Source organism: Cohnella luojiensis (genome assembly GCF_004564235.1).
In the GTDB taxonomy this organism is placed as follows: domain Bacteria; phylum Bacillota; class Bacilli; order Paenibacillales; family Paenibacillaceae; genus Cohnella; species Cohnella luojiensis.
Window position 1 is genome coordinate 1 of sequence record NZ_SOMN01000020.1, and the last position, 19,399, is coordinate 19,399.

Here is a 19,399-nt window from a genome sequence, read left to right on the forward strand (position 1 = left end):
ACACGCCTACACCTTTACAATAGGAGTTTTTATGTTGATTCACCAGAGATATTTCATCATAATTTTACATAAATAGTAATTTATAGATTTAATTTTATTCATGTTAGGTTTTACGCATGTCTAGTGGCGTAGGTCGAACTAATTGCGTGCGGGGAGCGGGTTTGAAGCGCCGTAGTTTACGTAGGTCGAACTAATTGCGTGCGGGGAGCGGGTTTGAGGCGCTGTAGTTTGCGTAGGTCGAACTAATTGCGTGCGGGGAGCGGGTTTGAGGCGCTGTAGTTTGCGTAGGTCGAACTAATTGCGTGCGGGGAGCGGGTTTGAGGCGCTGTAGTTTGCAGCGTAGGTCGAACTAATTGCGTGCGGGGAGCGGGTTTGAGGCGCTGTAGTTTGCGTAGGTCGAACTAATTGCGTACTAGGGGCTAGTTTGAGGCGCCGTAGTTTGCGTAGGTTTATTAATTGCGTGCGTGAAGTTGATTTATGAGTGAAGCAGGCTGTCTCAAAAGTTTCTACTTTTGAAACAGCCCCTTTCTTTATTCCTGCAATTCAAGCTCGACGACCGTGTCGCGTTCATCCGGCAGCTTGTTGGAGGCGAGGTTGATAAATAGATCGTCTTGATGGGCATGAAATCCCATCCAAGGGGTTTCTATGCTGATTTCAGAGTTGTCGGAGAGTAGACGGGCCTTCTTTACCTTAGGTTTCATGCCGTTAACGTTCACCGATCCGATTCCCCGGTCGAGAATATGGGCGTAAAGCTTGTTGCCGTTTCGGGTAAAACGGCCCCATTCCGGTTTAGGCAGCCCCGATGAGCTGCAGCCGACAATGCTGTCGGCGTTACGCCGCATCCATTCGCCAACCTCGGCCAGAATCGCGAGGGACTCCTTCGGAATTTCTCCTTTGGCGTCGGGACCGACGTTAAGCAGGAGATTTCCGTTTTTGCTGACGCATTCGACAAGCACGCGGATGACTTGCTGGGCAGACTTATAATCTTTGTCCATGGCGCTGTAGCCCCAAGTATTGTTAAGAGTGATGCATGCCTCCCACGAAATGGAGTTTCCCGCCTCGTCCGTAACGCCTTGCGGGGGAATGATCTGCTCCGGCGAAGCGAAGTCGCCGGCGAATATTTCCGGGTTCGGAGATTTAATGTTTCCTCCAAGCCGGTTATCGATCAGAATATCCGGCTGAATCGAGCGGATCATGTTGACGAGCTCGGTCGATCTCCATTTCTCGCCGGTCATATCGTCAAAGGAGTAATCGAACCACATGACGTCGATCGTTCCATAATTCGTTAGCAGCTCCTTGACTTGTCCATGCATATAGTCCAAATATTGGTCGAAGTCGATTTCCTTGTTCTTGTAATCATCATTGTTTCTCATAGGATGGTTTCCGACGGCCGGATAGTCGGGGTGATGCCAGTCGATGAGGGAATAATACAAGCCGACTTTCAGGCCTTCCGCGCGAAACGCCTCGACATATTCCTTAATCAAGTCCCGTTTAGCTCGTGTGTTGGTGGCTTTATACTCGGTCAGCTTACTGTCGAACAAACAAAATCCGTCATGATGCTTGGCCGTTAGTACCGCGTATTTCATCCCGGCTTGCTTCGCGGCGCGGGCCCATTCTTTCGGATCGTAACGAACCGGATCGAACTCGTCGAAATACGGTTGGTACGCTTCGTTGCTCATATATTCGTAGCTTCTTACCCATTCGCCCCGTGCCGGTATGGCATAGAGACCCCAGTGGATGAACATTCCGAACCTATCGTGCAGAAACCATTCCGTGCGCTTTGCGTGCTCCTTCATACTGTCACCTCGTTAACTTTATTTACAACCGAATCCCGTATTTCATAACCGTATTTCGGAGAGCTTCAGCCATCACGCCGTAACCGTAAACATCCGGGTGGATGCCGTCGTAAGTCAGTTGTTTGTTTAATGTCAGTCCATCGAGCTCGCACATGGCAGTGTGATAATCGATGTAGATGATTCCGTATTCCGCGGACAACCTTTGAAGACGTTCGTTAAGAGCCCGAATAAGCCGGTTTCTAGAATGCGTGGAAGGAGTCTCGTTACATGTCGGGATTAAGGAACAAACGATCGGTTGAACGACAGCATGAAGCGACCGCTGAATCATGGCCTGAAGATCTCCGGCAAATTCCCGCTCGATTTGATCCGCCGTTTTGTTGTCCTGCGGATGTTCCGATTCAAGTGCCCAAGTATTGTTGATGCCGATCATGATAATGACATATTTCGGCTTCAGCTGTATAACATCCGCATTAAATCGCTGGAGTGTAAACCCGGTCATATCCCATCCCATTCCCCGATTTTCGATACGCTGTCCCGATGAACCGAAATAAGACTGCAAGTTCCAGAAATGAGTGATAGAATCGCCGATAAATACGATGTCGATGTTCTCTTGATGGGACAAAATGGCTTCATTGTGCAAATCCAACTGAACTCTCCGTTCCAAAGTCGACAACGATCCTTCGCCAAGTCCTGGTCGTTCCATAGGGAATAACATTTTATCCATGGCAATCCTCCGTTTTCTCCATCCCAGTGTACCTTGCGAGATAGATCCGATGAAGCGTTTTAGCCAAAGAAGTAAACAGAACGGAAGCATGTAAAAATCTTAATACTGTTACAAAGGGATTGCCGTTATTATGATGGAAGGAGCAAGCGGAAATAGAAGATAAAGAAGGAGAGTATGAGCCATGAGCGATATTCGATTTGAATCCAGGTGCCTTAGTTCGTTGGTTAAAGTGTTCGCCGACCGGGAACTGACCGACGCGCCAACGATCAAGGCATCGGCCATGCGGAACGAAACCTTTTCTTTTCAGGTAGCTTTTCGAGCGAATCATCTGTTGAAGGAAGTGCGGGTGCGTATCGAATCCGACTTGTCGGAGGCCATGTCCGTGCGGACGGTTGGACTTGTTCCTTCCGAAATGCCGATATACGCAGACCATGACTCATCCATTCTTCGTGCCGAGCCAGGGTTGTTTCCCGATCCTTTATATCCGGTTGATGACAGGGAAGGAGTCACTGTTCTGCCAGGACAATGGCGGGCGATCTGGCTGACGGCGGAAATTCGCGACCAAGCGCAGGCAGGCATTCACCGGATTCAAATTCGGTTTGAAACAGCAGCCGGAGAGATTCTCTCCGAACAATATTTTGAACTGGAAATCGTCCCTGCGACTTTACCGAAACAGCGATTGATACATACGGAATGGTTTCATGCGGATTGCCTTGCCGTTCATTACGGGTATAAGGTGTTCAGCGAGGAACATTGGGACATGATCGACCGGTACGTTCGGACCGCTGCGCAACACGGGATGAACATGCTGCTCACTCCGCTTTTCACTCCGCCGCTTGATACGGAGGTAGGAGGGGAACGGCCAACGGTTCAACTGGTGGACGTGGTGAAGACGGGGGAAATCTATCGATTCGGATTCGACCGATTGACCCGGTGGGTGGAGATGTGCGACCGGAGAGGAATCGAGTATTTGGAAATGTCGCATTTCTTTACCCAGTGGGGGGCTAAACACGCTCCGAAAATCATCGCGGAAGTAGATGGGGAAAATCGGCAGATCTTCGGCTGGGAGACGGATGCCGGGGGAGAAGCGTACCGGGGCTTTCTGTCGCAATTTCTTCCGGCGTTGAAGGACTATATTAATCTGCACGGATTGGAGCGGCGTTGCTATTTTCACGTATCGGACGAACCGAATCTTAATAGCCTGGAGTCGTACAAGAGGGCAAGCCGGATCGTAAATGAACATTTGCCGCAATTTCCGATTATCGACGCTCTATCCGACTATGACTTTTATGAACAAGGACTTGTAAAGAATCCGATTCCCGCAAACGATCACTTAACGGCATTTATGGATAACGGTGTTGAAAATTTATGGACGTACTACTGCTGCGGGCAATACAAGAAGGTATCCAACCGCTTTTTTTGTTTTCCTTCGGCGCGCAACCGCATCATCGGGATGCAGTTGTACAAATTCGATATTGCCGGTTTTTTGCATTGGGGCTACAACTTTTGGTTTTCGCAGCTTTCGCGGAAGGTGATCGATCCGTATCGGGTAACGGACGCCGGTCATGCTTTTCCTTCGGGCGACGCATTCCTTGTTTACCCTGGAGAGAAAGGTCCTATTGAGTCGATCCGTTTAGAAGTATTTTACGAGGCGTTGCAGGACTTAAGGGCGCTGCAGCTGCTGGAAAGCCTAATCGGAAAGGAAAAGACGCTAGAGCTGTTGGAAGAGGATTTGCCTCAGCCGCTGACCTTTACCGAGTATCCGGACGATTCGGAGTGGCTATTGTCCAAGCGGGAACGGATTAACCGGACCATTTCCGAACATGTTCGATTGGGTTAATTTAACAGCTGCATGCACATTTTACCACGCAACATTTTGCACCGATTCCACGTCTTCACATCAAGCAAAACTAACATTGACTGTAGGGATATACAACAAATGAAAAAAGCGTTAGCGTCAATAATCTTAACCTTCTTAATTGTGGGCTGTGATCAGCAGCAACCTTTTCATTCGAATGATATTGAAATAGCCGCACAAGCACGGAATGAATCAGGAGTAGAATACGGAAAGCTAATTAATGGGAGAAACATTTTGAAATGGACCCCGCAAGAAATCTATGAGAAAACGGGGTATCCGGCACACTCGGGGAAACAACTTGTTGCCTTTTTGCCTCAGCACGTAGAATATGGCCCGGTTTATGTAGGCTTGTCTAAATACGCAAACTTATGAGAAGGAAATGAGGAGCAAGGAAGAAGTCAGGAAAAAAATGCCTACCAGATTAGGCTTGCTTTTGCCCCAGAAGAAGAATGTTTTGTATACATTAAGAACTGAGCTGATTGAGACCGATGGTACAGTTTCTGATTCCATAATGAGCATCGTCTATGTGCCAAGCGATACGATAAATGCGACGCTGACGACAGATAAAGAAGTATATTCATCGGATGAAACCGTTGTATTGACCGTATCAGATCTTGGGCCAATGAATTTATCCTTCGGAGTCATGTACCTGATAGAGAAAGAAGATAATGGAGCATGGGTACCAATTCAACAACGATTGGAGCTGGACATTGCAGGGCTATAGCGCGTCTCCGGAACAGGATTTTACTCAAGAAATCACTATCGACAAATTGGAGCCCGGTAAGTATAGGATTTCAAAAGGCGTCGAAGTGGCTGAATCGGGAAGCAGCACCTCGCTTTCCGACACGTTTGAGATTACGGGTTAAACCGAAATAGGGCAATTGTTCTTCTGGAATAATTTTCGATTGCCATGGAAACCATAAAGATCATTCCCCGCGCAAGGAGAGGAAAAAGCCCGTGAGCGAAATGGATTCCGACGTAAATGAAGACCGCAATCGAGAACGGCAGCTGGATCAGTCATTTGAAGTTTGGTATAAACAAATGGAAAACCAGATTCAACAACAAGAAGGAATAACTCGCGTTTCCGATGAAAATGTATTTGAAGCAGCGGTAGATATGGATGCCGAATCCGAATGAATATACGCTAGACAGAGCCCGACCTTCCGAGGTCGGGCTTGAAAATGTTTCTGAATAAGTCCATTGGGAAGAGGTGAACATATAAAAAAATTGGAAAATGGGGAGAAAAAATGAAGAGAACGATTGCGGATTCAATCATTGAGACATTATTGAATGCAGGCGTAACAAGAGTTTATGGGATCATCGGCGATTCGCTCAATGCCATCCTCGACGCCATCCGCCGTTCCGAAAAAATCGAGTGGATCCACGTTCGCCATGAAGAGGTTGCTGCGTTCGCAGCCGGTGCGGATGCCGACGTGAGCGGCACCATTGCCGTATGTGCAGGAAGCAGCGGGCCCGGTAATCTGCATCTCATTAACGGATTGTATGATTGTCATCGTAACCGGGTCCCCGTACTCGCGATAGCCGCTCATATCCCGAGTAACGAAATCGGAGGCGATTTTTTTCAGGAAACTCGCCCGGATCACTTATTTAAGGATTGCAGCTACTACTGCGAGGTTGTGACGGGCCCGCGGCAAATGCCTCGATCGATCACGATAGCCATGCAAACTGCCATTTCGCGGTCAGGAGTATCCGTATTGGTGCTTCCAGGGGATGTCGCGGCTTTTGAACTCGATAGTAGTCCCGTGCCAGAGCAAGTCCTCCATGTCACGAGCCCGGTCATCCGCCCTTCCGAAACGGAGTTGAAGCGGCTGGCCGAATACCTGAACAAAGCCAAGCGCATCACTTTATTGTGCGGTGCCGGTTGTGCGGGTGCTCATTCGCAGCTTATGCAGCTTTGCGATAAACTCAAATCGCCAATGGTTATAGCTCTCCGAGGCAAAGAGTACCTAGAGTACGACAACCCTTACAACGTAGGATTAACGGGTCTCATTGGCTATTCGTCCGGATACCACGCCATGATGGAATGTGACGTACTATTCATGCTTGGCACCGACTTCCCGTATAGACAGTTCTATCCGAAAGACGCGATCGTTCTTCAGGTAGACATTAAGCCTGAACATCTCGGCCGCCGAACCCCCCTTACTTACGGGCTATGCGGGGATGTGAAAGAGACGGTCGAAGCGCTGCTTCCTTATTTAATGGAGCCGCATGACACCGGCCATTTGGAGCAGCATGTTTCCCACTTCGCCAAAGTCCGTCAGGAATTGGACGAGCTCGCGACGGCAGGCCGCAAGCCCATTCATCCCCAGTACCTGACGAAGGTCGTTAGCGACTTGGCGAGCGAGGACGCCGTAATGACCTGCGACGTCGGAACGCCGACGCTGTGGGCTGCCCGGTATTTGCGCATGAACGGAAAGAGAAGACTATTAGGTTCTTTTAATCACGGTACGATGGCAAACGCTCTGCCTCAGGCCATTGGAGCACAGATTGCGAAACCGGGCCGGCAGGTCATCTCCTTATCCGGGGATGGAGGTCTCACGATGTTAATGGGCGATCTATTAACTCTTAGACAGCATAGGTTACCGATCAAAGTCGTGGTGTTTAATAACGGTGCGCTGAGCTTTGTGGAATTGGAAATGAAAGCAGCTGGATACTTAGAGATAGGAACGGAGCTTGATAATCCAAACTTTGCAACCGTGGCGCAAGCAATGGGAATAGAAGGTATTCGGGTAGAGGATCCGGGCGACCTTGAAGATGCTGTGAGACGCGCTTTTAAACATGATGGACCGCCTGGCCCGGTACGAGCGCTTGTCTGGAGGCGGCCAGAAGAAAGAAGAGATCCGCATCCGCGGTCTCCTCATCGACAAGGCATCCCGCCGGGTATTCGTGAATGACAAAGAGGTAGCTTTCACGACGAAGGAATTCGACCTGCTCACTTACCTGGCTTCGAATCCCAACCGGGTGTTCAGCAAAGATCAACTGTTCGAGCAATTATGGGGGATGGACTCGCTAGGCGACATCGCTACCGTCACGGTTCACATCCGCAAGATCAGGGAGAAGATCGAGATCGATCCATCGAATTCCCAATATATCGATACGATTTGGGGAGCGGGCTACCGATTCAAGGTATAAGTAACGCCGCTTCACTTGCCTCAGGTCGTAGAGAACCAGCAGCTGAAACAAATATAGGGAATCGGGTGCCTCTACCACTCCGCGAACGAACCGTCCACGTAGGATAGACGGGGGGTATCCCAATCTCCCTGATAGCTCCGTTCGATTAACGCTTCCTCGTTCACTTCGATTCCTAGGCCGGGACCTTCCGGAACGGCGATGTACCCGTCTTGAATCCGAAACGGCTTCTGAAGAGGTAACCTTCTCCCAAATCTCATCCCTCCGCCATGGAAGGATGCTCTTAGGCGTGCACGCATCGAGCTGCAGGCAGGAAGCCAGCGATATCGGTCCGAGCGGATTATGCGGGTTCGCCGTGCAGAACGTCAGACCGCTCTCGGTATCTGCTTCAACGATTATATAACGCGGGTTCGAATAGATCGCGCCAAGGAGCAGCTCCGAACAACGACGCTGAAAATCGCGAGAATCTCTCAGATGGTCGGTTACGAGGATCAGAATTACTTCTGCAATGTGTTCAAGAAGGTAACGGGGGTCAGCCCATCCGCATATAGGGGATAAGCAACCCCTTTGCTCAAAATTAATTAGGGGTATCATGCTAGAAAATCCGGTATACTAAAGAAAATTCCGGAAAAACCGGTACATACGGAAGAGTACCGGAAAACCCGGTATATATGAAAAAGTACCGGAAAATCCGGTATATTTGAAGAAATGCCGGAAATCGGGTACGGAGGGGACATCTATGTTGGAAGACGATCGAATATTGGGAATTTGTATCATCGCGGATGTTATAGCGTCGAGAAAAGCGGATAAGAAAGAAGAATTAAAAAAAATGGTAAGTATGCTTAATGAAACATTTAAGGAAGGACTATTAACAGATTTTACTGTCCGAAGCGGAGACGAGATATTCGGCATTTTAAGAAAGTTTTCCGATAGTTACAGGGCGTTAAAGGAGATGCTGCGACTTTCGGATGAGTTAAATGTACCTTTATACGTTGGACTAGGCTTAGGCTTCATTACCAACAGAGATATAACCAATCCTCACGAAGTTAACGGACCGGCTATATGGGATGCGGCAGATGCATTAAGCATGCTAAAGAAAGAGAAAAACGGAACACATAAAGGAGTTCAGATCCAAAAGACGTTTAAGTTTTATTTCTACTCTTCCGGTGATTTGCCTTATGAAGCATTAAACTCTCATTTATATTTTCTGTTCGAGCGCGTGCTTAAGCGTACGGAAAAGCAAAAAGAGGTAGTAGAAGCTGTTGAAAACCTAGCGGATTCCAATAAGTATGGGGAAATCGGAGAACGTCTTGGTTATGACAAGTTTCCATCGACAAACGTAAGTAAAATACTTGCTCGCGCAGACTTCAATCTCGTTTCCAATGCAGAAAAAAGCTTAATTAAGCTCTTAAATTATTTTCAAAAACAAATTCAGTCAAATGAGGATATCAGTCGTGATTAAACCTTTACTTTTATTTCTTATCGCTTACTTTCTGATAAACGGGTATTTGAGGGAGCCTATTAGATTCAATAAAATAGCTTGGCTTGACCGCCCCTGGGTAGTTAATGGGATGCTATCATTTTTGTGTGTAGTTGTATTATCTTATGTATTTAATTGCGGAGATTTCTATCTCGTTTTAGCGGCATTCCTTATTTTTGGAGCTCAGTATTTAGTAAACATTACTTTGCGGCCCCTTTTAAGAGAGAAAATGTCGCATTTCTTATTGTATCAGGCAATCCAACTATCCATAGTTTACTTCATTCTTTTATTGGTTGGCCGAACGGGTAACCCTAGGTTTGTTTTGGATCAAATTCATACATTGTTATTTTCGGCAAATTTGCATGTTGAAGCAGATTTAATCGTTCCGGTGATTTTTCTAATTCTGGTATTTATAACATATGTTGCTTCAGATATAGTCACAACATTTTTATATAAGTACGGAAACCCGGTTGCATTAAGTCAGAATGAGACCGCTGCAGCCTTGGAGTCAATAAGTGAGGATATCAAGACTAAGAAGCAAAACTTTAAGAATAGCATGCTTACAGATATGTCCGTTGAAGAACAAACTGAAGTTATCTTGGAACAAAATGAAGCGGGGCCTCAGAAGAAGACAACGGAATCGATAAAAATTCAGTATCAAATTCAGCAGACTGAGGATGACTCATCAAAGGGAAAATACATTGGTATATTAGAAAGAATCTTGATCTGCGTTTTTGTGTTTTACGAAATCTATCAGGGATTACTCTTATTGGGTGCTATGAAAACGCTGGCCAGATTCAAATTATTCGAAAATAAAGCATTTGCGGAATACTATTTAATCGGAACGTTGTTAAGTTTAATCATCGCGATGATGTGTGGGTTTTTACTACAACGGCTACTATCGGATGCAACATGGATCTACCATTAGACTTCATGAATATAAGACTGGCAAGGGAAGAGGACATTGATGCGATGGGAATTCACTTTGGAGCATCAACCGGAAAATAAGGGCGATTACCAGCAATTCGCCACGGAATGCGGAGCCTTCCTTATTCAAGCCATAAAAGGTGATCGGTGGCATACGGGTTGCGGAAACGAATGGAGTTATTGCTTCGCGCATATACATTCAATTGATCGATAAGGTACCAAGGCCAGGGCGCGTTACGTATCCTTTTGCCTATATGACCAATGTCTACACGGATCCTGATTATCGGTCGCGAGGGATTGGAGTCAGATACTGAGATGTAATATTATCTAACATGGTAAATCATTAATGATATATTTGTTGACATGCAATAGGGTTGGGCCGTTATAATGAAACCAAGGATAGGCAATAAGATAACTACATACGCGGATGATGGTAGTGGGAGAGATTACCGGTTCGAGAGGTAACGCCGAAGGAGTAAGCCCATACGGGTGAATCTCTCAGGCAAAAGGACCGCTATCGGACGCAATTCTGGAGAGAATCCCGGCAACGGGATCACCCAAGGGGAAACTTGCGTGTCGTTTCCATGAAGCCATGGAGACGAAGGCGAGGTAACTCTCAGGTACAAAGGACAGAACGGAAGGAAAGCATGCTGCGCTTATGGCGAAGTGCGTGCAGTTCCTTTTGGCTGTCCTTTTTGATGTGAATAGACTGTAGAAGAGGTGATGGAATGAGTGAATTGCGACGGACTTCGCTGTTTCCCTTGTATGCGGGCTATCCCGCCGTCCGATGCATTGATTTCGGGGGTTGGGAGCTGCCGGTCCAGTTCCATGGCATTCTGCAAGAGCATGATGCGGTTCGTAAACAGGCGGGACTGTTCGATGTTTCCCACATGGGCGAGTTCTGGGTGACCGGACAATATGCGGAAACCTTCTTGCAGCGGATGACGACGAACGATGTGTCCCGTCTCTCGGCGGGCCAGGCTCAGTATACGCTCATGTGTTATCCGAACGGAGGCGTTGTCGACGATCTGCTCGTCTACAAGCTGTCCCAAGACCAGTACCTGCTCGTGGTCAACGCCTCGAATATCGACAAGGATTTCGCTTGGCTGAGCGAGAACCTGATCGGGGACGTCGTCTTGGAGAACCGTTCCGAACAGACTGCGCTGCTTGCGCTCCAAGGGCCGATGGCCGCACGGATTCTAGCCCGCGTCACGGCGGAGCAGATCGGAAAGCTCGCTCCGTTTCATTTCCTTCATCAAGCGGAGGTATGCGGACGCAAGGCGCTTGTCTCGCGAACAGGTTATACGGGAGAGGATGGCTTCGAATTATACCTCGACTCCGGGGACGCGCCGCATGTGTGGCGGGAATTGTTGAGGGCAGGCGAAGCGGACGGCCTCATTCCGACAGGATTGGGCGCGCGGGATACTCTCCGCTTCGAGGCTAAGCTTCCCTTGTACGGTCAGGAGCTGTCCAAGGATATTACGCCGCTGGAAGCGGGACTTGGCATGTTCGTAAAGCTGGGTAAAGACGGTGGTTTCATCGGTCGGGAAGCGCTGGAGAGGCAGAAAGAAGAAGGGCTGCCTCGCAAGCTGGTCGGAATTGAATTGCTGGACCGAGGTATTCCGAGATCCCATTATCCGGTATTCGCCGATGGCCGCCAGATCGGCGAGGTGACAACGGGAACGCAATCGCCAACGTTGAAACGAAATCTGGGACTGGCATTATTGGAGACCGCTTATGCTGAGTTGGGCACGGAAGTTGAAGTGGAAATTCGCGGCAAACAGCTGAGGGCCGTAGTCATCAAAGCCCCTTTTTACAAAAAAACGCAAACAACGGGAGAAGGAGCTAAACCATGATAAAGCACCGCTACTTGCCGATGACGGAACAGGACGAAACCGAGATGCTGAAGACGGTCGGAGTGAATTCCGTTGAAGAGCTCTTCGCGGATATTCCCCAATCGGTTCGCTATGACGGCATCATGCCGATGTCCGGGGCGCTGAGCGAACCGGCGTTGCTGAAGCATATGCGCGGACTTGCGGACCGGAACGCCGATTTCGACCGTTTCACCAGCTTTTTAGGCGCGGGCATTTATGATCATCACATCCCTGTCGTTATTAATCACGTCATATCCCGTTCCGAATTTTATACGGCCTACACGCCTTATCAGCCGGAGATCAGCCAAGGCGAGCTGCAGGCGATCTTCGAGTTTCAGTCCTATATTTGCGAGCTGACCGGCATGAAGGTTGCCAACGCCAGCATGTACGACGGCGCTACCGCATTAGCGGAAGCCGCGGCGCTTGCCGGCGGGGCGACGAAGCGCAAGCGGATCGTCGTCTCCCGCACCGTCCATCCGGAAGCCCGCGAAATACTGCTCACCTCGGCGCGCGGGTTGGGACTTGAGGTCGTGGAGGTCGGCTATGCGAACGGCGTAACCGACCTCGATGAGCTGGAAGCGGCGATAACCGACGATACGGCCGCGGTGCTCGTCCAGACGCCTAACTTCTTCGGCTGCTTAGAAGATATCCGTCCCATTGAACAGCTCATTCATAAGCGTAAAGGGCTACTGGTCATGAGCGTCAACCCGTTATCGCTCGGAATACTCGAATCGCCCGGCGAGCTGGGCGCGGACGTCGTCGTAGGAGATGCGCAGCCGCTTGGCATTCCGGCATCGCTCGGCGGCCCGACCTGCGGCTTCTTCGCGGTGTCGGAACCGTTAATGCGGCGAATTCCGGGCCGGATCGTCGGGCAGACGGTCGACTCGGAAGGCAAACGCGGGTTCGTGCTGACGCTGCAGGCGCGCGAGCAGCATATTCGCCGGGAGAAGGCGACCTCCAACATTTGCTCGAACCAGGCGCTTCTGGCGCTATGCGCTTCGGTATATATGTCCACCTTAGGCAAAGCGGGTATGCAGGAAGCGGCGTTGCTGAACGTGAAGAAATCCCATTACGCTTCCGGGCAAGTGCAAGAGAGCGGATCTTTATCGCTGTCGTTCACCGCTCCGTTCTTTAATGAGTTCGTAGTGAAGCTGCCTTCGGGGGCAGAAGTGAGTTCAATAAGCGCCAAGCTGCTCAAGGCGGGATATATCGGGGGTTATGATCTGGGCTCAGCCTATCCGGAGCTTGCGGGACATATGCTCGTGGCCGTTACCGAGCGCAGAACGAAGGAAGAGATCGAAGGATTCATTCGCGAAATGGAGGCTTGTCTATGAAACCGGAAAAAGCGTTGATCTTCGAAATGAGCAAGCCGGGACGAGTCGCGTACTCTTTGCCGGAATGCGACGTTCCCGACATCGAGGCATCCTCCGTCATTCCCTCCGGACTGCTGCGCGGCAAGCCGGCCGAGCTTCCGGAAGTGTACGAGGTCGATGTTATCCGCCACTATACGGAATTGTCCCGCCGCAACTTCGGCGTCGACAACGGGTTCTATCCGCTTGGTTCCTGTACGATGAAATACAATCCGAAGATTAATGAAGACGTGGCACGATTTGCCGGCTTTGCCAAGATTCATCCTTACCAGCCCGAAGAGAGTATCCAGGGGGCGCTCGAGCTGTTGTATACGCTCCAGAACGATTTGGCCGCGCTAACGGGCATGGATCAAGTAACGTTGCAGCCGGCGGCCGGAGCGCACGGCGAGTGGACGGGTCTGATGCTCATTCGGGCGTATCACGAAAGTCGCGGCGATAAGCGAATGAAAGTGATTGTACCGGATTCTTCTCACGGCACGAACCCGGCTAGCGCAACTGTGGCGGGGTTCGATACCATCACCATTAAATCCAACGAACGCGGCATGGTCGATCTTGAAGCGCTCCGCGCCGCGGTCGGCAGCGACACCGCGGCTCTCATGTTGACGAATCCGAGCACGCTCGGCTTGTTCGAGGAGCAAATCGTGGAGATCGCCAAGATCGTGCATGATGCGGGAGGGCTGCTCTATTATGACGGTGCCAATTCGAATGCCATTATGGGCATCGCCCGTCCAGGCGACATGGGATTTGACGTCGTCCACCTTAACCTGCACAAGACGATGAGCACTCCGCATGGCGGCGGCGGTCCGGGCGCCGGACCGGTTGGCGTGAAGAGCAAGCTGACCCCGTTCCTGCCGAAACCGATCGTAAGCCGACGGGAAGACGGAACGTACTATTGGGACACGGATCGTCCGCAGTCGATCGGTCGCGTCAAAGCCTTTTACGGAAACTTCGGCATTCTCGTGCGCGCCTATGCGTACATTCGTACGTACGGACCCGAAGGTCTCCGCCGGGTATCCGAATGCGCCGTGCTGAACGCCAACTATATGATGCACCGGCTCGCCCCCTATTACGAAGTGGCGTATCCCGGCGTCTGCAAGCATGAATTCGTGCTTTCCGGAAAACGGCTTAAGGCATATGGCGTCCGTACGCTCGACGTAGCCAAGCGGCTGCTCGACTTCGGTTATCATCCGCCGACCATCTATTTTCCGCTTAACGTCGAGGAAAGCATCATGATCGAACCGACGGAAACCGAAAGCAAGGACACGCTCGATGCTTTCATTGAAACGATGATCCAGATTGCCAAGGAAGCGGAGACGGATCCGCAGCTAGTCCTGAACGCGCCTTATTCGACCGTCGTCAAACGGCTGGACGAGACGACGGCAGCGCGCAAGCCGGTGCTTTATTGTTCTTGCGGTTAATCGTAAAAGCAGAGGAGATGGAGAACGTGAGGTTTAAAGATGAATTTTCCATCTCTGGTCTTGCGATGATCGGGTCGCCAGACTCGCATACAGCGGGAGCGGCTCGGCTCGGACGCGCGGCCAGACAGTTGCTCGGCGGTCCGCCGGATCATGCGGTGATTATCCTGTGCGACTCCTTTGCCGCTATCTATGAAGGTCAAGAGACAAATAAGGCTCTGGTCGGAGGGGTGCTGAATTACTCTGCTGAAGATCCCCGCATGTCCAGCGCTCTCGCGGATGCCGAGCGATTAGGGATGAAGGTTTCCTTTGAACGAGGAAAGGGATTGGCGCTCCATCCGAATACGATTCGCTTGCTGCTTCAAGCCAAGGACGACGGGCGAAAGCTGATCCTGGTCGGAACCTCCATCGGCGACGGCCATATCGAAGTAGTTGAAGTGAACGGATTTGCCGTTAAATTCAGTTGCAGGTATCCTACGTTGGTCATCCGTCATTCGGACCAGCCGGGCATGATTGACGACATCGCGAATGTATTGAAAAATGAGGGCTCCAATATTGGAAACATGATTTTGGAGAGAGCGGGACAGCTTGGAGATGCTCTTCTCGTTCTGGAGCTCGACAAACCCATTACAACTCGATTAGTTGCGAATATTCGACGTATTCCTTACGTTCGTCAGATTGATTGGCTCGATTTATCCAATACTCTATGAAGAGAGAAGGCGCTAACGATGAGCGAAGTAAGAGAGCATTTGGCGTACAGCGAAGAGCACGAATGGGCAGAGGCGGTTGAAGGGCAGATCGTCAGAATAGGCATCACGGATTATGCGCAGAGCCTACTGGGCGACATCGTGTTCGTCGAATTCCCGGAGCCGGGAACGAGCGTTTCCGCCGGAGAAAGCATGGGTTCGATCGAATCGGTCAAAACCGTATCCGAGCTGTACAGTCCTGTGACCGGCAAGGTGCTTAAGGTAAACGGATTATTGCTGGATCAGCCCGAGCTTGTGAACGGCGAGCCCTATGAAGGCGGTTGGATCGTGGAGGTGGAAGTCGAGGGAAGCGTGGAGGAAGCTTTCGGCAAGCTTCTGTCGGCCGAAAAGTACAAGGCCATCATCGGGTAATCGACATCACGGTAAGAATCCACATCTAGGCAAGCAAGAGGAGGCAGCGCGCATGTGGAGATTCATCCATACCGGCAACCGTTCACCCGCGGAAAATATGGCGATCGACGAAGCGATGCTCACGGCGCATCAAGAGGGGATGACTCCGCCGACCGTCCGCTTCTATGGGTGGAGCCCCGCTACGTTGTCTATCGGCTATTTTCAGCAAGCGAGCAAGGAAGTCGATTTCGAGGCGCTTCGTTCCCGCGGCATCGGATTCGTCCGACGGGCGACCGGGGGGCGTGCCGTTCTTCACGACCGCGAGCTGACATACAGCATTATCGTCTCCGAATCTTATCCGGGCATCCCGGCCAACATTACTGAAGCGTACCGCGTGCTCAGTCTCGGATTGCTTCAAGGTTTCCGCAACCTTGGATTGGATGCCCGCATGACCGGCGTAGACGCCGCGAAGGATGATGCGGAGGAGACCGGAGCATCCCGCCCTGCGGGTTCTTCGGCCTGCTTCGACTCCCCTTCGCGTTACGAGCTCGTCGTCGAAGGCCGTAAGATAGCGGGCAGCGCGCAAATGCGAGCCAAAGGCGTTATCCTCCAGCACGGTTCTATTCCGCTGGATCTTGACGCCGGCCTTCTGTTCGATGTTCTGCGCTTTTCCGACGACCGCGCCAAGATCAGGATGAAGCGCGTCTTCGAGAACAAGGCGGTAGCGGTAAACGCCTGCATGCGCAGCAAGAATAAGTCTCCGGTGACCCTGCCGGAGCTTGAGTCCGCATTCCGCGCAGGGTTCGCCGAAGGTCTCGGGGCCGAGTTGGTATCGGACAAGCTATCGGATATGGAGGAGGAGCGGGCTCGGCGCTTATCCATCGACAAGTATGCCTCCGACGGGTGGAATTTTCGAAGGTGATTTCCTCGAATTGCGTTAGATAATGTGACATTTAGGTTGTCGAATCCTCATTATTTAGGTATAATAAACAGTATTAACGGTCCAAATGTTCGGATATACCGGATTTGAAGGTGAAACCATGAGACACTTGGACACAAACGAGAATAAAAAAAGGTTATGCCAGATTTACAATGAGATCTCGAAGGAATTGTTCGGCTTCGGCACGACGCTCCTTAAAGCGACCGTCGAAGGAGATATCGTGACTCTCATCGCCAAGCACCGCCGTTCCCCGCGTTCCGACGCCATGGAGAAGGAATCCCCCGGCTTGAAGCTGGAAGTGGATTTCCGCATGTCGCTTCTATATAAGAAGAAATATCGGGAGAAGCTGGAGACGGACATGGACTTGCCGGTCGAGGCGGTGCTGCGGGATTACGATTCCGCCACGCAATGGGCCGTAACGAACGTCATTTTACGAAATTCCGATCGAAGCGATCCTTCAAAGCACAATTAAATAGTGGGCGGAGTTTCCTGCGGATCCATTCTGACGGAGAATCCAATGAGCGGCAGCGGGCGACTAACTTTCTTTGTTTACAAAGAAAAGTGTTCTTGTTTATACAAGAGCGCTTTTCTTTTTGTTTTATATAGCTTTCAAAAAACAACACTACGGGAGGAAAAAACGATGAAAAAGAAATGGTTAGGCACTACGATGGCGACCGCGCTTGCGACTTTGATGCTGGTCGGCTGCGGAAGCAACAACGCGAATAACGCGGGAGAGAGTCCGGCGGCTAGCGCGCCGAGCAGCCAAGCGGCATCGACCGCGCCTGCGGACGCGCCGTCGGGCGAACCGGCGAAGCTGGTCATCTCGACATGGGGCTTCTCTCCGGAATTTTTTGACCAAGAAGTATTCGGGCCCTTCGAGAAAGCGCACAATGTTAAGATCGTACTGGAAACCGGCAACAACGCCGACCGTTTGAACAAAATTCGTCAAGGCACCTCGGAGATCGACGTGATCTACCTTTCCGACTATTACGCGCAGCAAGCGATTGACGAAGGTTTGCTGGAGAAAATCGATCCGGCGCAAATCCCGAACATTCAGAACATTTTCAGCATTGCCCAAGCGCCGCTCGGCGCCGACTACGGTCCCGCCTACACGGTCGGCCAACTCGGTATCGCGTACAATCCCGATATGGTGGAGAAAGAAGTGACCTCTTGGAGCGATCTTTGGGACCCTAGCTTCAAGAATAATCTTACCTTGCCGAACATAACCGGAACGGCCGGTCCTATGGTCGTAGACGTCGCCTCCCGCGTTGCCGGCAACGCTGCCTTCAACGAAGATGCGGCTTTCTCGAAGCTTGCCGAGACGAAAGGCAACGTCGTGAAATTTTACAGCAAGACGTCCGAATTCGTGAACATGTTCGCGCAGCAAGAAATCGCCGGCGGACCGATCATGGAATCTTACTTCAAGGATCTGCAAGCGGCCGTTCCCGGCGCCAAGTTCGTCAAGCCGAAGGAAGGCGGTTATGCCATCATGAACACCCTCAACGTGGTGAAAGGTTCGAAGAACAAGGAGCTGGCCGAAGCATTCATCGACTGGCAGTTGAGCAAGGAAGTGCAGGAGAAGTCCGCCAAAGCCAAGATCGACTCCCCCGTCAATAAGGACGTGCAACTGACGGAAGAAGAAGCCCGGGGCGTTACTTACGGCGCCGACGTAATCGAGAAGCTGAATAAGCTGGATATGGCGCTCGTCAATAAAAACATGGCTAACTGGACTGATCGCTGGAACAAGGAAATCGCGAACTAACAGTCGGCTGGAAGGAGATGGCAAAGTGAGCAAGCGAGTCATTCTGGACGTGGATACCGGCATCGACGACGCGCTCGGGATTCTGCTGGCCGTGAAGAGCGGCAAGCTTGAGATCGAGGGCATCACGACCGTATGCGGCAACGTATCGCTTGAGCAGGCGACATTGAATACTTGCAAAATCCTGGAGCTCGCGGGCGCGACGGATATCCCCGTCTATCCCGGAGCCTCAGCGCCCCTTATTCGCAAGTCCCACTACGAGCACCGGGTCCACGGCTCCGACGGTTTGGGAGGCGCGCTTTCCGGCGTTGAACCGGGGAAACGTCCGGAGTCGGGCTTCGGTCCGAGCTTTATCGTAGAAACGGCGCTGCGGTATTCCGGCGATCTGACGCTTATCATGACGGCGCCGCTCACTAACCTCGCGATCGCGCTTCAGCAATGCCCGGACTTGCCCCGCCATATTAAGGAAGTCATTTATATGGGGGGCGTCGTACGGGGACCCGGCAATGTGACGCCTACCGCGGAATACAACATCTACGCCGACCCCGAGGCCGCAAGAATTGTCGTACACGCTGGATTCGAGCGCCTGACCCAGGTCGGTCTGGATGTCACGCGAAGGGCGCTGCTGACGGAGAGCCATATCGGGCTTCTGACCGAACCGGCAATCCGCAGTTACGTTCAAGAGAGCACGGCCATCTATATCGATCGTTACGAGTTCGTCAACGGCGTGCGCGCTTGCGCGCTGCACGATCCGCTCGCCGTCGGCGCGGCGATCTGGCCGGAGCTCGTGGACGCGAAGGATTATTACGTCGATGTCGAAACGACAAGCCGGCTATGCGACGGCCAGACGGTATGCGATGTTCTGAACCGGCTTGGTCAGCCGCCGAACGTGCGCGTCTGCGAGCAGGTTGATTCGGAACGCTTTTTGGAGAGATTTATAATGACATTGAATCTCTAAGATTTTGTAAGCAGTCGTCTATGAACAGGCGTCCAGAGGCGTTCATAACCC

At 51.2% G+C, this 19,399-nt stretch carries 21 protein-coding genes, 1 pseudogene and 2 riboswitches; of the genes and pseudogenes, 19 read left to right on the plus strand and 3 right to left on the minus strand.

Annotated features, from left to right (window positions below):
- Positions 1 to 530 precede the first annotated feature (530 nt).
- Both E2980_RS14070 and E2980_RS14075 read right to left on the minus strand, forming a co-directional pair.
- Positions 531 to 1,796 (minus strand): alpha-L-fucosidase, encoded by a 1,266-nt coding sequence (locus E2980_RS14070; protein WP_135152819.1) that lies wholly within the window; start codon positions 1,794 to 1,796, stop codon positions 531 to 533.
- Positions 1,797 to 1,818: 22 nt separating this feature from the next.
- Complete coding sequence (locus E2980_RS14075) at positions 1,819 to 2,520, minus strand: SGNH/GDSL hydrolase family protein (protein ID WP_167747126.1); 702 nt, start codon at positions 2,518 to 2,520, stop codon at positions 1,819 to 1,821.
- A gap of 181 nt (positions 2,521 to 2,701) precedes the next feature.
- Between E2980_RS14075 and E2980_RS14080 the strand changes: the two genes are divergently transcribed.
- The 6 genes and pseudogenes from E2980_RS14080 to E2980_RS24945 all read left to right on the plus strand — a co-directional run.
- A complete protein-coding gene (locus tag E2980_RS14080) occupies positions 2,702 to 4,360 on the plus strand; it encodes a DUF4091 domain-containing protein (RefSeq protein ID WP_135152821.1) in 1,659 nt (552 codons plus the stop codon).
- A gap of 99 nt (positions 4,361 to 4,459) precedes the next feature.
- Complete coding sequence (locus E2980_RS14085; RefSeq protein WP_135152822.1) at positions 4,460 to 4,750, plus strand: hypothetical protein; 291 nt, start codon at positions 4,460 to 4,462, stop codon at positions 4,748 to 4,750.
- A gap of 37 nt (positions 4,751 to 4,787) precedes the next feature.
- The gene (locus tag E2980_RS14090) at positions 4,788 to 5,102 is read left to right on the plus strand and encodes an immunoglobulin-like domain-containing protein (RefSeq protein WP_135152823.1); all 315 of its coding nucleotides are present in this window, start codon (positions 4,788 to 4,790) and stop codon (positions 5,100 to 5,102) included.
- Between the two features lie 233 nt (positions 5,103 to 5,335).
- Positions 5,336 to 5,515 carry a hypothetical protein gene (locus E2980_RS14095; RefSeq protein ID WP_135152824.1) on the plus strand — a complete coding sequence of 60 codons (180 nt, stop codon included), beginning with the start codon at positions 5,336 to 5,338 and terminating at the stop codon, positions 5,513 to 5,515.
- A 110-nt stretch (positions 5,516 to 5,625) separates the two neighbouring features.
- A complete protein-coding gene (poxB, locus tag E2980_RS14100; RefSeq protein ID WP_135152825.1) occupies positions 5,626 to 7,293 on the plus strand; it encodes a ubiquinone-dependent pyruvate dehydrogenase in 1,668 nt (555 codons plus the stop codon).
- A pseudogene (locus E2980_RS24945) lies at positions 7,190 to 7,531 on the plus strand (winged helix-turn-helix domain-containing protein); the annotation flags it as partial. The gene poxB and the pseudogene E2980_RS24945, both read left to right, overlap by 104 nt.
- Positions 7,532 to 7,602: 71 nt before the next feature.
- Here the strand turns inward: E2980_RS24945 and E2980_RS14110 are convergent.
- The gene (locus tag E2980_RS14110) at positions 7,603 to 7,788 is read right to left on the minus strand and encodes an enolase C-terminal domain-like protein (protein WP_167747128.1); all 186 of its coding nucleotides are present in this window, start codon (positions 7,786 to 7,788) and stop codon (positions 7,603 to 7,605) included.
- Between the two features lie 82 nt (positions 7,789 to 7,870).
- Between E2980_RS14110 and E2980_RS14115 the strand changes: the two genes are divergently transcribed.
- The 13 genes from E2980_RS14115 to E2980_RS14170 all read left to right on the plus strand — a co-directional run bounded on the left by E2980_RS14115 (position 7,871) and on the right by E2980_RS14170 (position 19,348).
- A complete protein-coding gene (locus E2980_RS14115) occupies positions 7,871 to 8,086 on the plus strand; it encodes a helix-turn-helix transcriptional regulator (RefSeq protein WP_135152828.1) in 216 nt (71 codons plus the stop codon).
- Between the two features lie 181 nt (positions 8,087 to 8,267).
- Positions 8,268 to 8,990 (plus strand): SatD family protein, encoded by a 723-nt coding sequence (locus E2980_RS14120; protein WP_135152829.1) that lies wholly within the window; start codon positions 8,268 to 8,270, stop codon positions 8,988 to 8,990.
- Positions 8,983 to 9,936 (plus strand): hypothetical protein, encoded by a 954-nt coding sequence (locus tag E2980_RS14125; RefSeq protein WP_135152830.1) that lies wholly within the window; start codon positions 8,983 to 8,985, stop codon positions 9,934 to 9,936. Before E2980_RS14120 ends, E2980_RS14125 begins: the two co-directional genes overlap by 8 nt.
- A 139-nt stretch (positions 9,937 to 10,075) precedes the next feature.
- Positions 10,076 to 10,249 carry a GNAT family N-acetyltransferase gene (locus E2980_RS25020; RefSeq protein ID WP_338080684.1) on the plus strand — a complete coding sequence of 58 codons (174 nt, stop codon included), beginning with the start codon at positions 10,076 to 10,078 and terminating at the stop codon, positions 10,247 to 10,249.
- A 113-nt stretch (positions 10,250 to 10,362) separates the two neighbouring features.
- Positions 10,363 to 10,459, plus strand: a riboswitch (glycine riboswitch).
- A riboswitch (glycine riboswitch) is annotated at positions 10,460 to 10,578 on the plus strand.
- Between the two features lie 85 nt (positions 10,579 to 10,663).
- Positions 10,664 to 11,791 (plus strand): glycine cleavage system aminomethyltransferase GcvT, encoded by a 1,128-nt coding sequence (gene gcvT / locus E2980_RS14130; protein WP_135152831.1) that lies wholly within the window; start codon positions 10,664 to 10,666, stop codon positions 11,789 to 11,791.
- On the plus strand, positions 11,791 to 13,143 hold the full coding sequence (gene gcvPA, locus E2980_RS14135; protein WP_135152900.1) for an aminomethyl-transferring glycine dehydrogenase subunit GcvPA: 1,353 nt from the start codon (positions 11,791 to 11,793) through the stop codon (positions 13,141 to 13,143). The genes gcvT and gcvPA overlap by 1 nt, the downstream gene beginning before the upstream one ends.
- Positions 13,140 to 14,597 (plus strand): aminomethyl-transferring glycine dehydrogenase subunit GcvPB, encoded by a 1,458-nt coding sequence (gene gcvPB, locus E2980_RS14140; protein WP_135152832.1) that lies wholly within the window; start codon positions 13,140 to 13,142, stop codon positions 14,595 to 14,597. The genes gcvPA and gcvPB overlap by 4 nt, the downstream gene beginning before the upstream one ends.
- Before the next feature lie 26 nt (positions 14,598 to 14,623).
- Positions 14,624 to 15,304: an L-serine ammonia-lyase, iron-sulfur-dependent subunit beta gene (locus E2980_RS14145; RefSeq protein ID WP_167747129.1), complete on the plus strand. Its 681-nt coding sequence runs from the start codon at positions 14,624 to 14,626 to the stop codon at positions 15,302 to 15,304.
- Positions 15,305 to 15,322: 18 nt separating this feature from the next.
- Positions 15,323 to 15,712: a glycine cleavage system protein GcvH gene (gene gcvH / locus E2980_RS14150; RefSeq protein ID WP_135152834.1), complete on the plus strand. Its 390-nt coding sequence runs from the start codon at positions 15,323 to 15,325 to the stop codon at positions 15,710 to 15,712.
- Positions 15,713 to 15,764: 52 nt separating this feature from the next.
- Positions 15,765 to 16,613, plus strand: coding sequence for a lipoate--protein ligase family protein (locus tag E2980_RS14155; protein WP_135152835.1), 849 nt, complete (start codon positions 15,765 to 15,767; stop codon positions 16,611 to 16,613).
- A 118-nt stretch (positions 16,614 to 16,731) separates the two neighbouring features.
- On the plus strand, positions 16,732 to 17,103 hold the full coding sequence (locus E2980_RS14160) for a DUF2294 domain-containing protein (RefSeq protein WP_135152836.1): 372 nt from the start codon (positions 16,732 to 16,734) through the stop codon (positions 17,101 to 17,103).
- Between the two features lie 168 nt (positions 17,104 to 17,271).
- Positions 17,272 to 18,393 (plus strand): ABC transporter substrate-binding protein, encoded by a 1,122-nt coding sequence (locus E2980_RS14165; RefSeq protein ID WP_135152837.1) that lies wholly within the window; start codon positions 17,272 to 17,274, stop codon positions 18,391 to 18,393.
- A gap of 25 nt (positions 18,394 to 18,418) precedes the next feature.
- Positions 18,419 to 19,348 (plus strand): nucleoside hydrolase, encoded by a 930-nt coding sequence (locus tag E2980_RS14170; protein WP_135152838.1) that lies wholly within the window; start codon positions 18,419 to 18,421, stop codon positions 19,346 to 19,348.
- Positions 19,349 to 19,399: the final 51 nt, after the last annotated feature.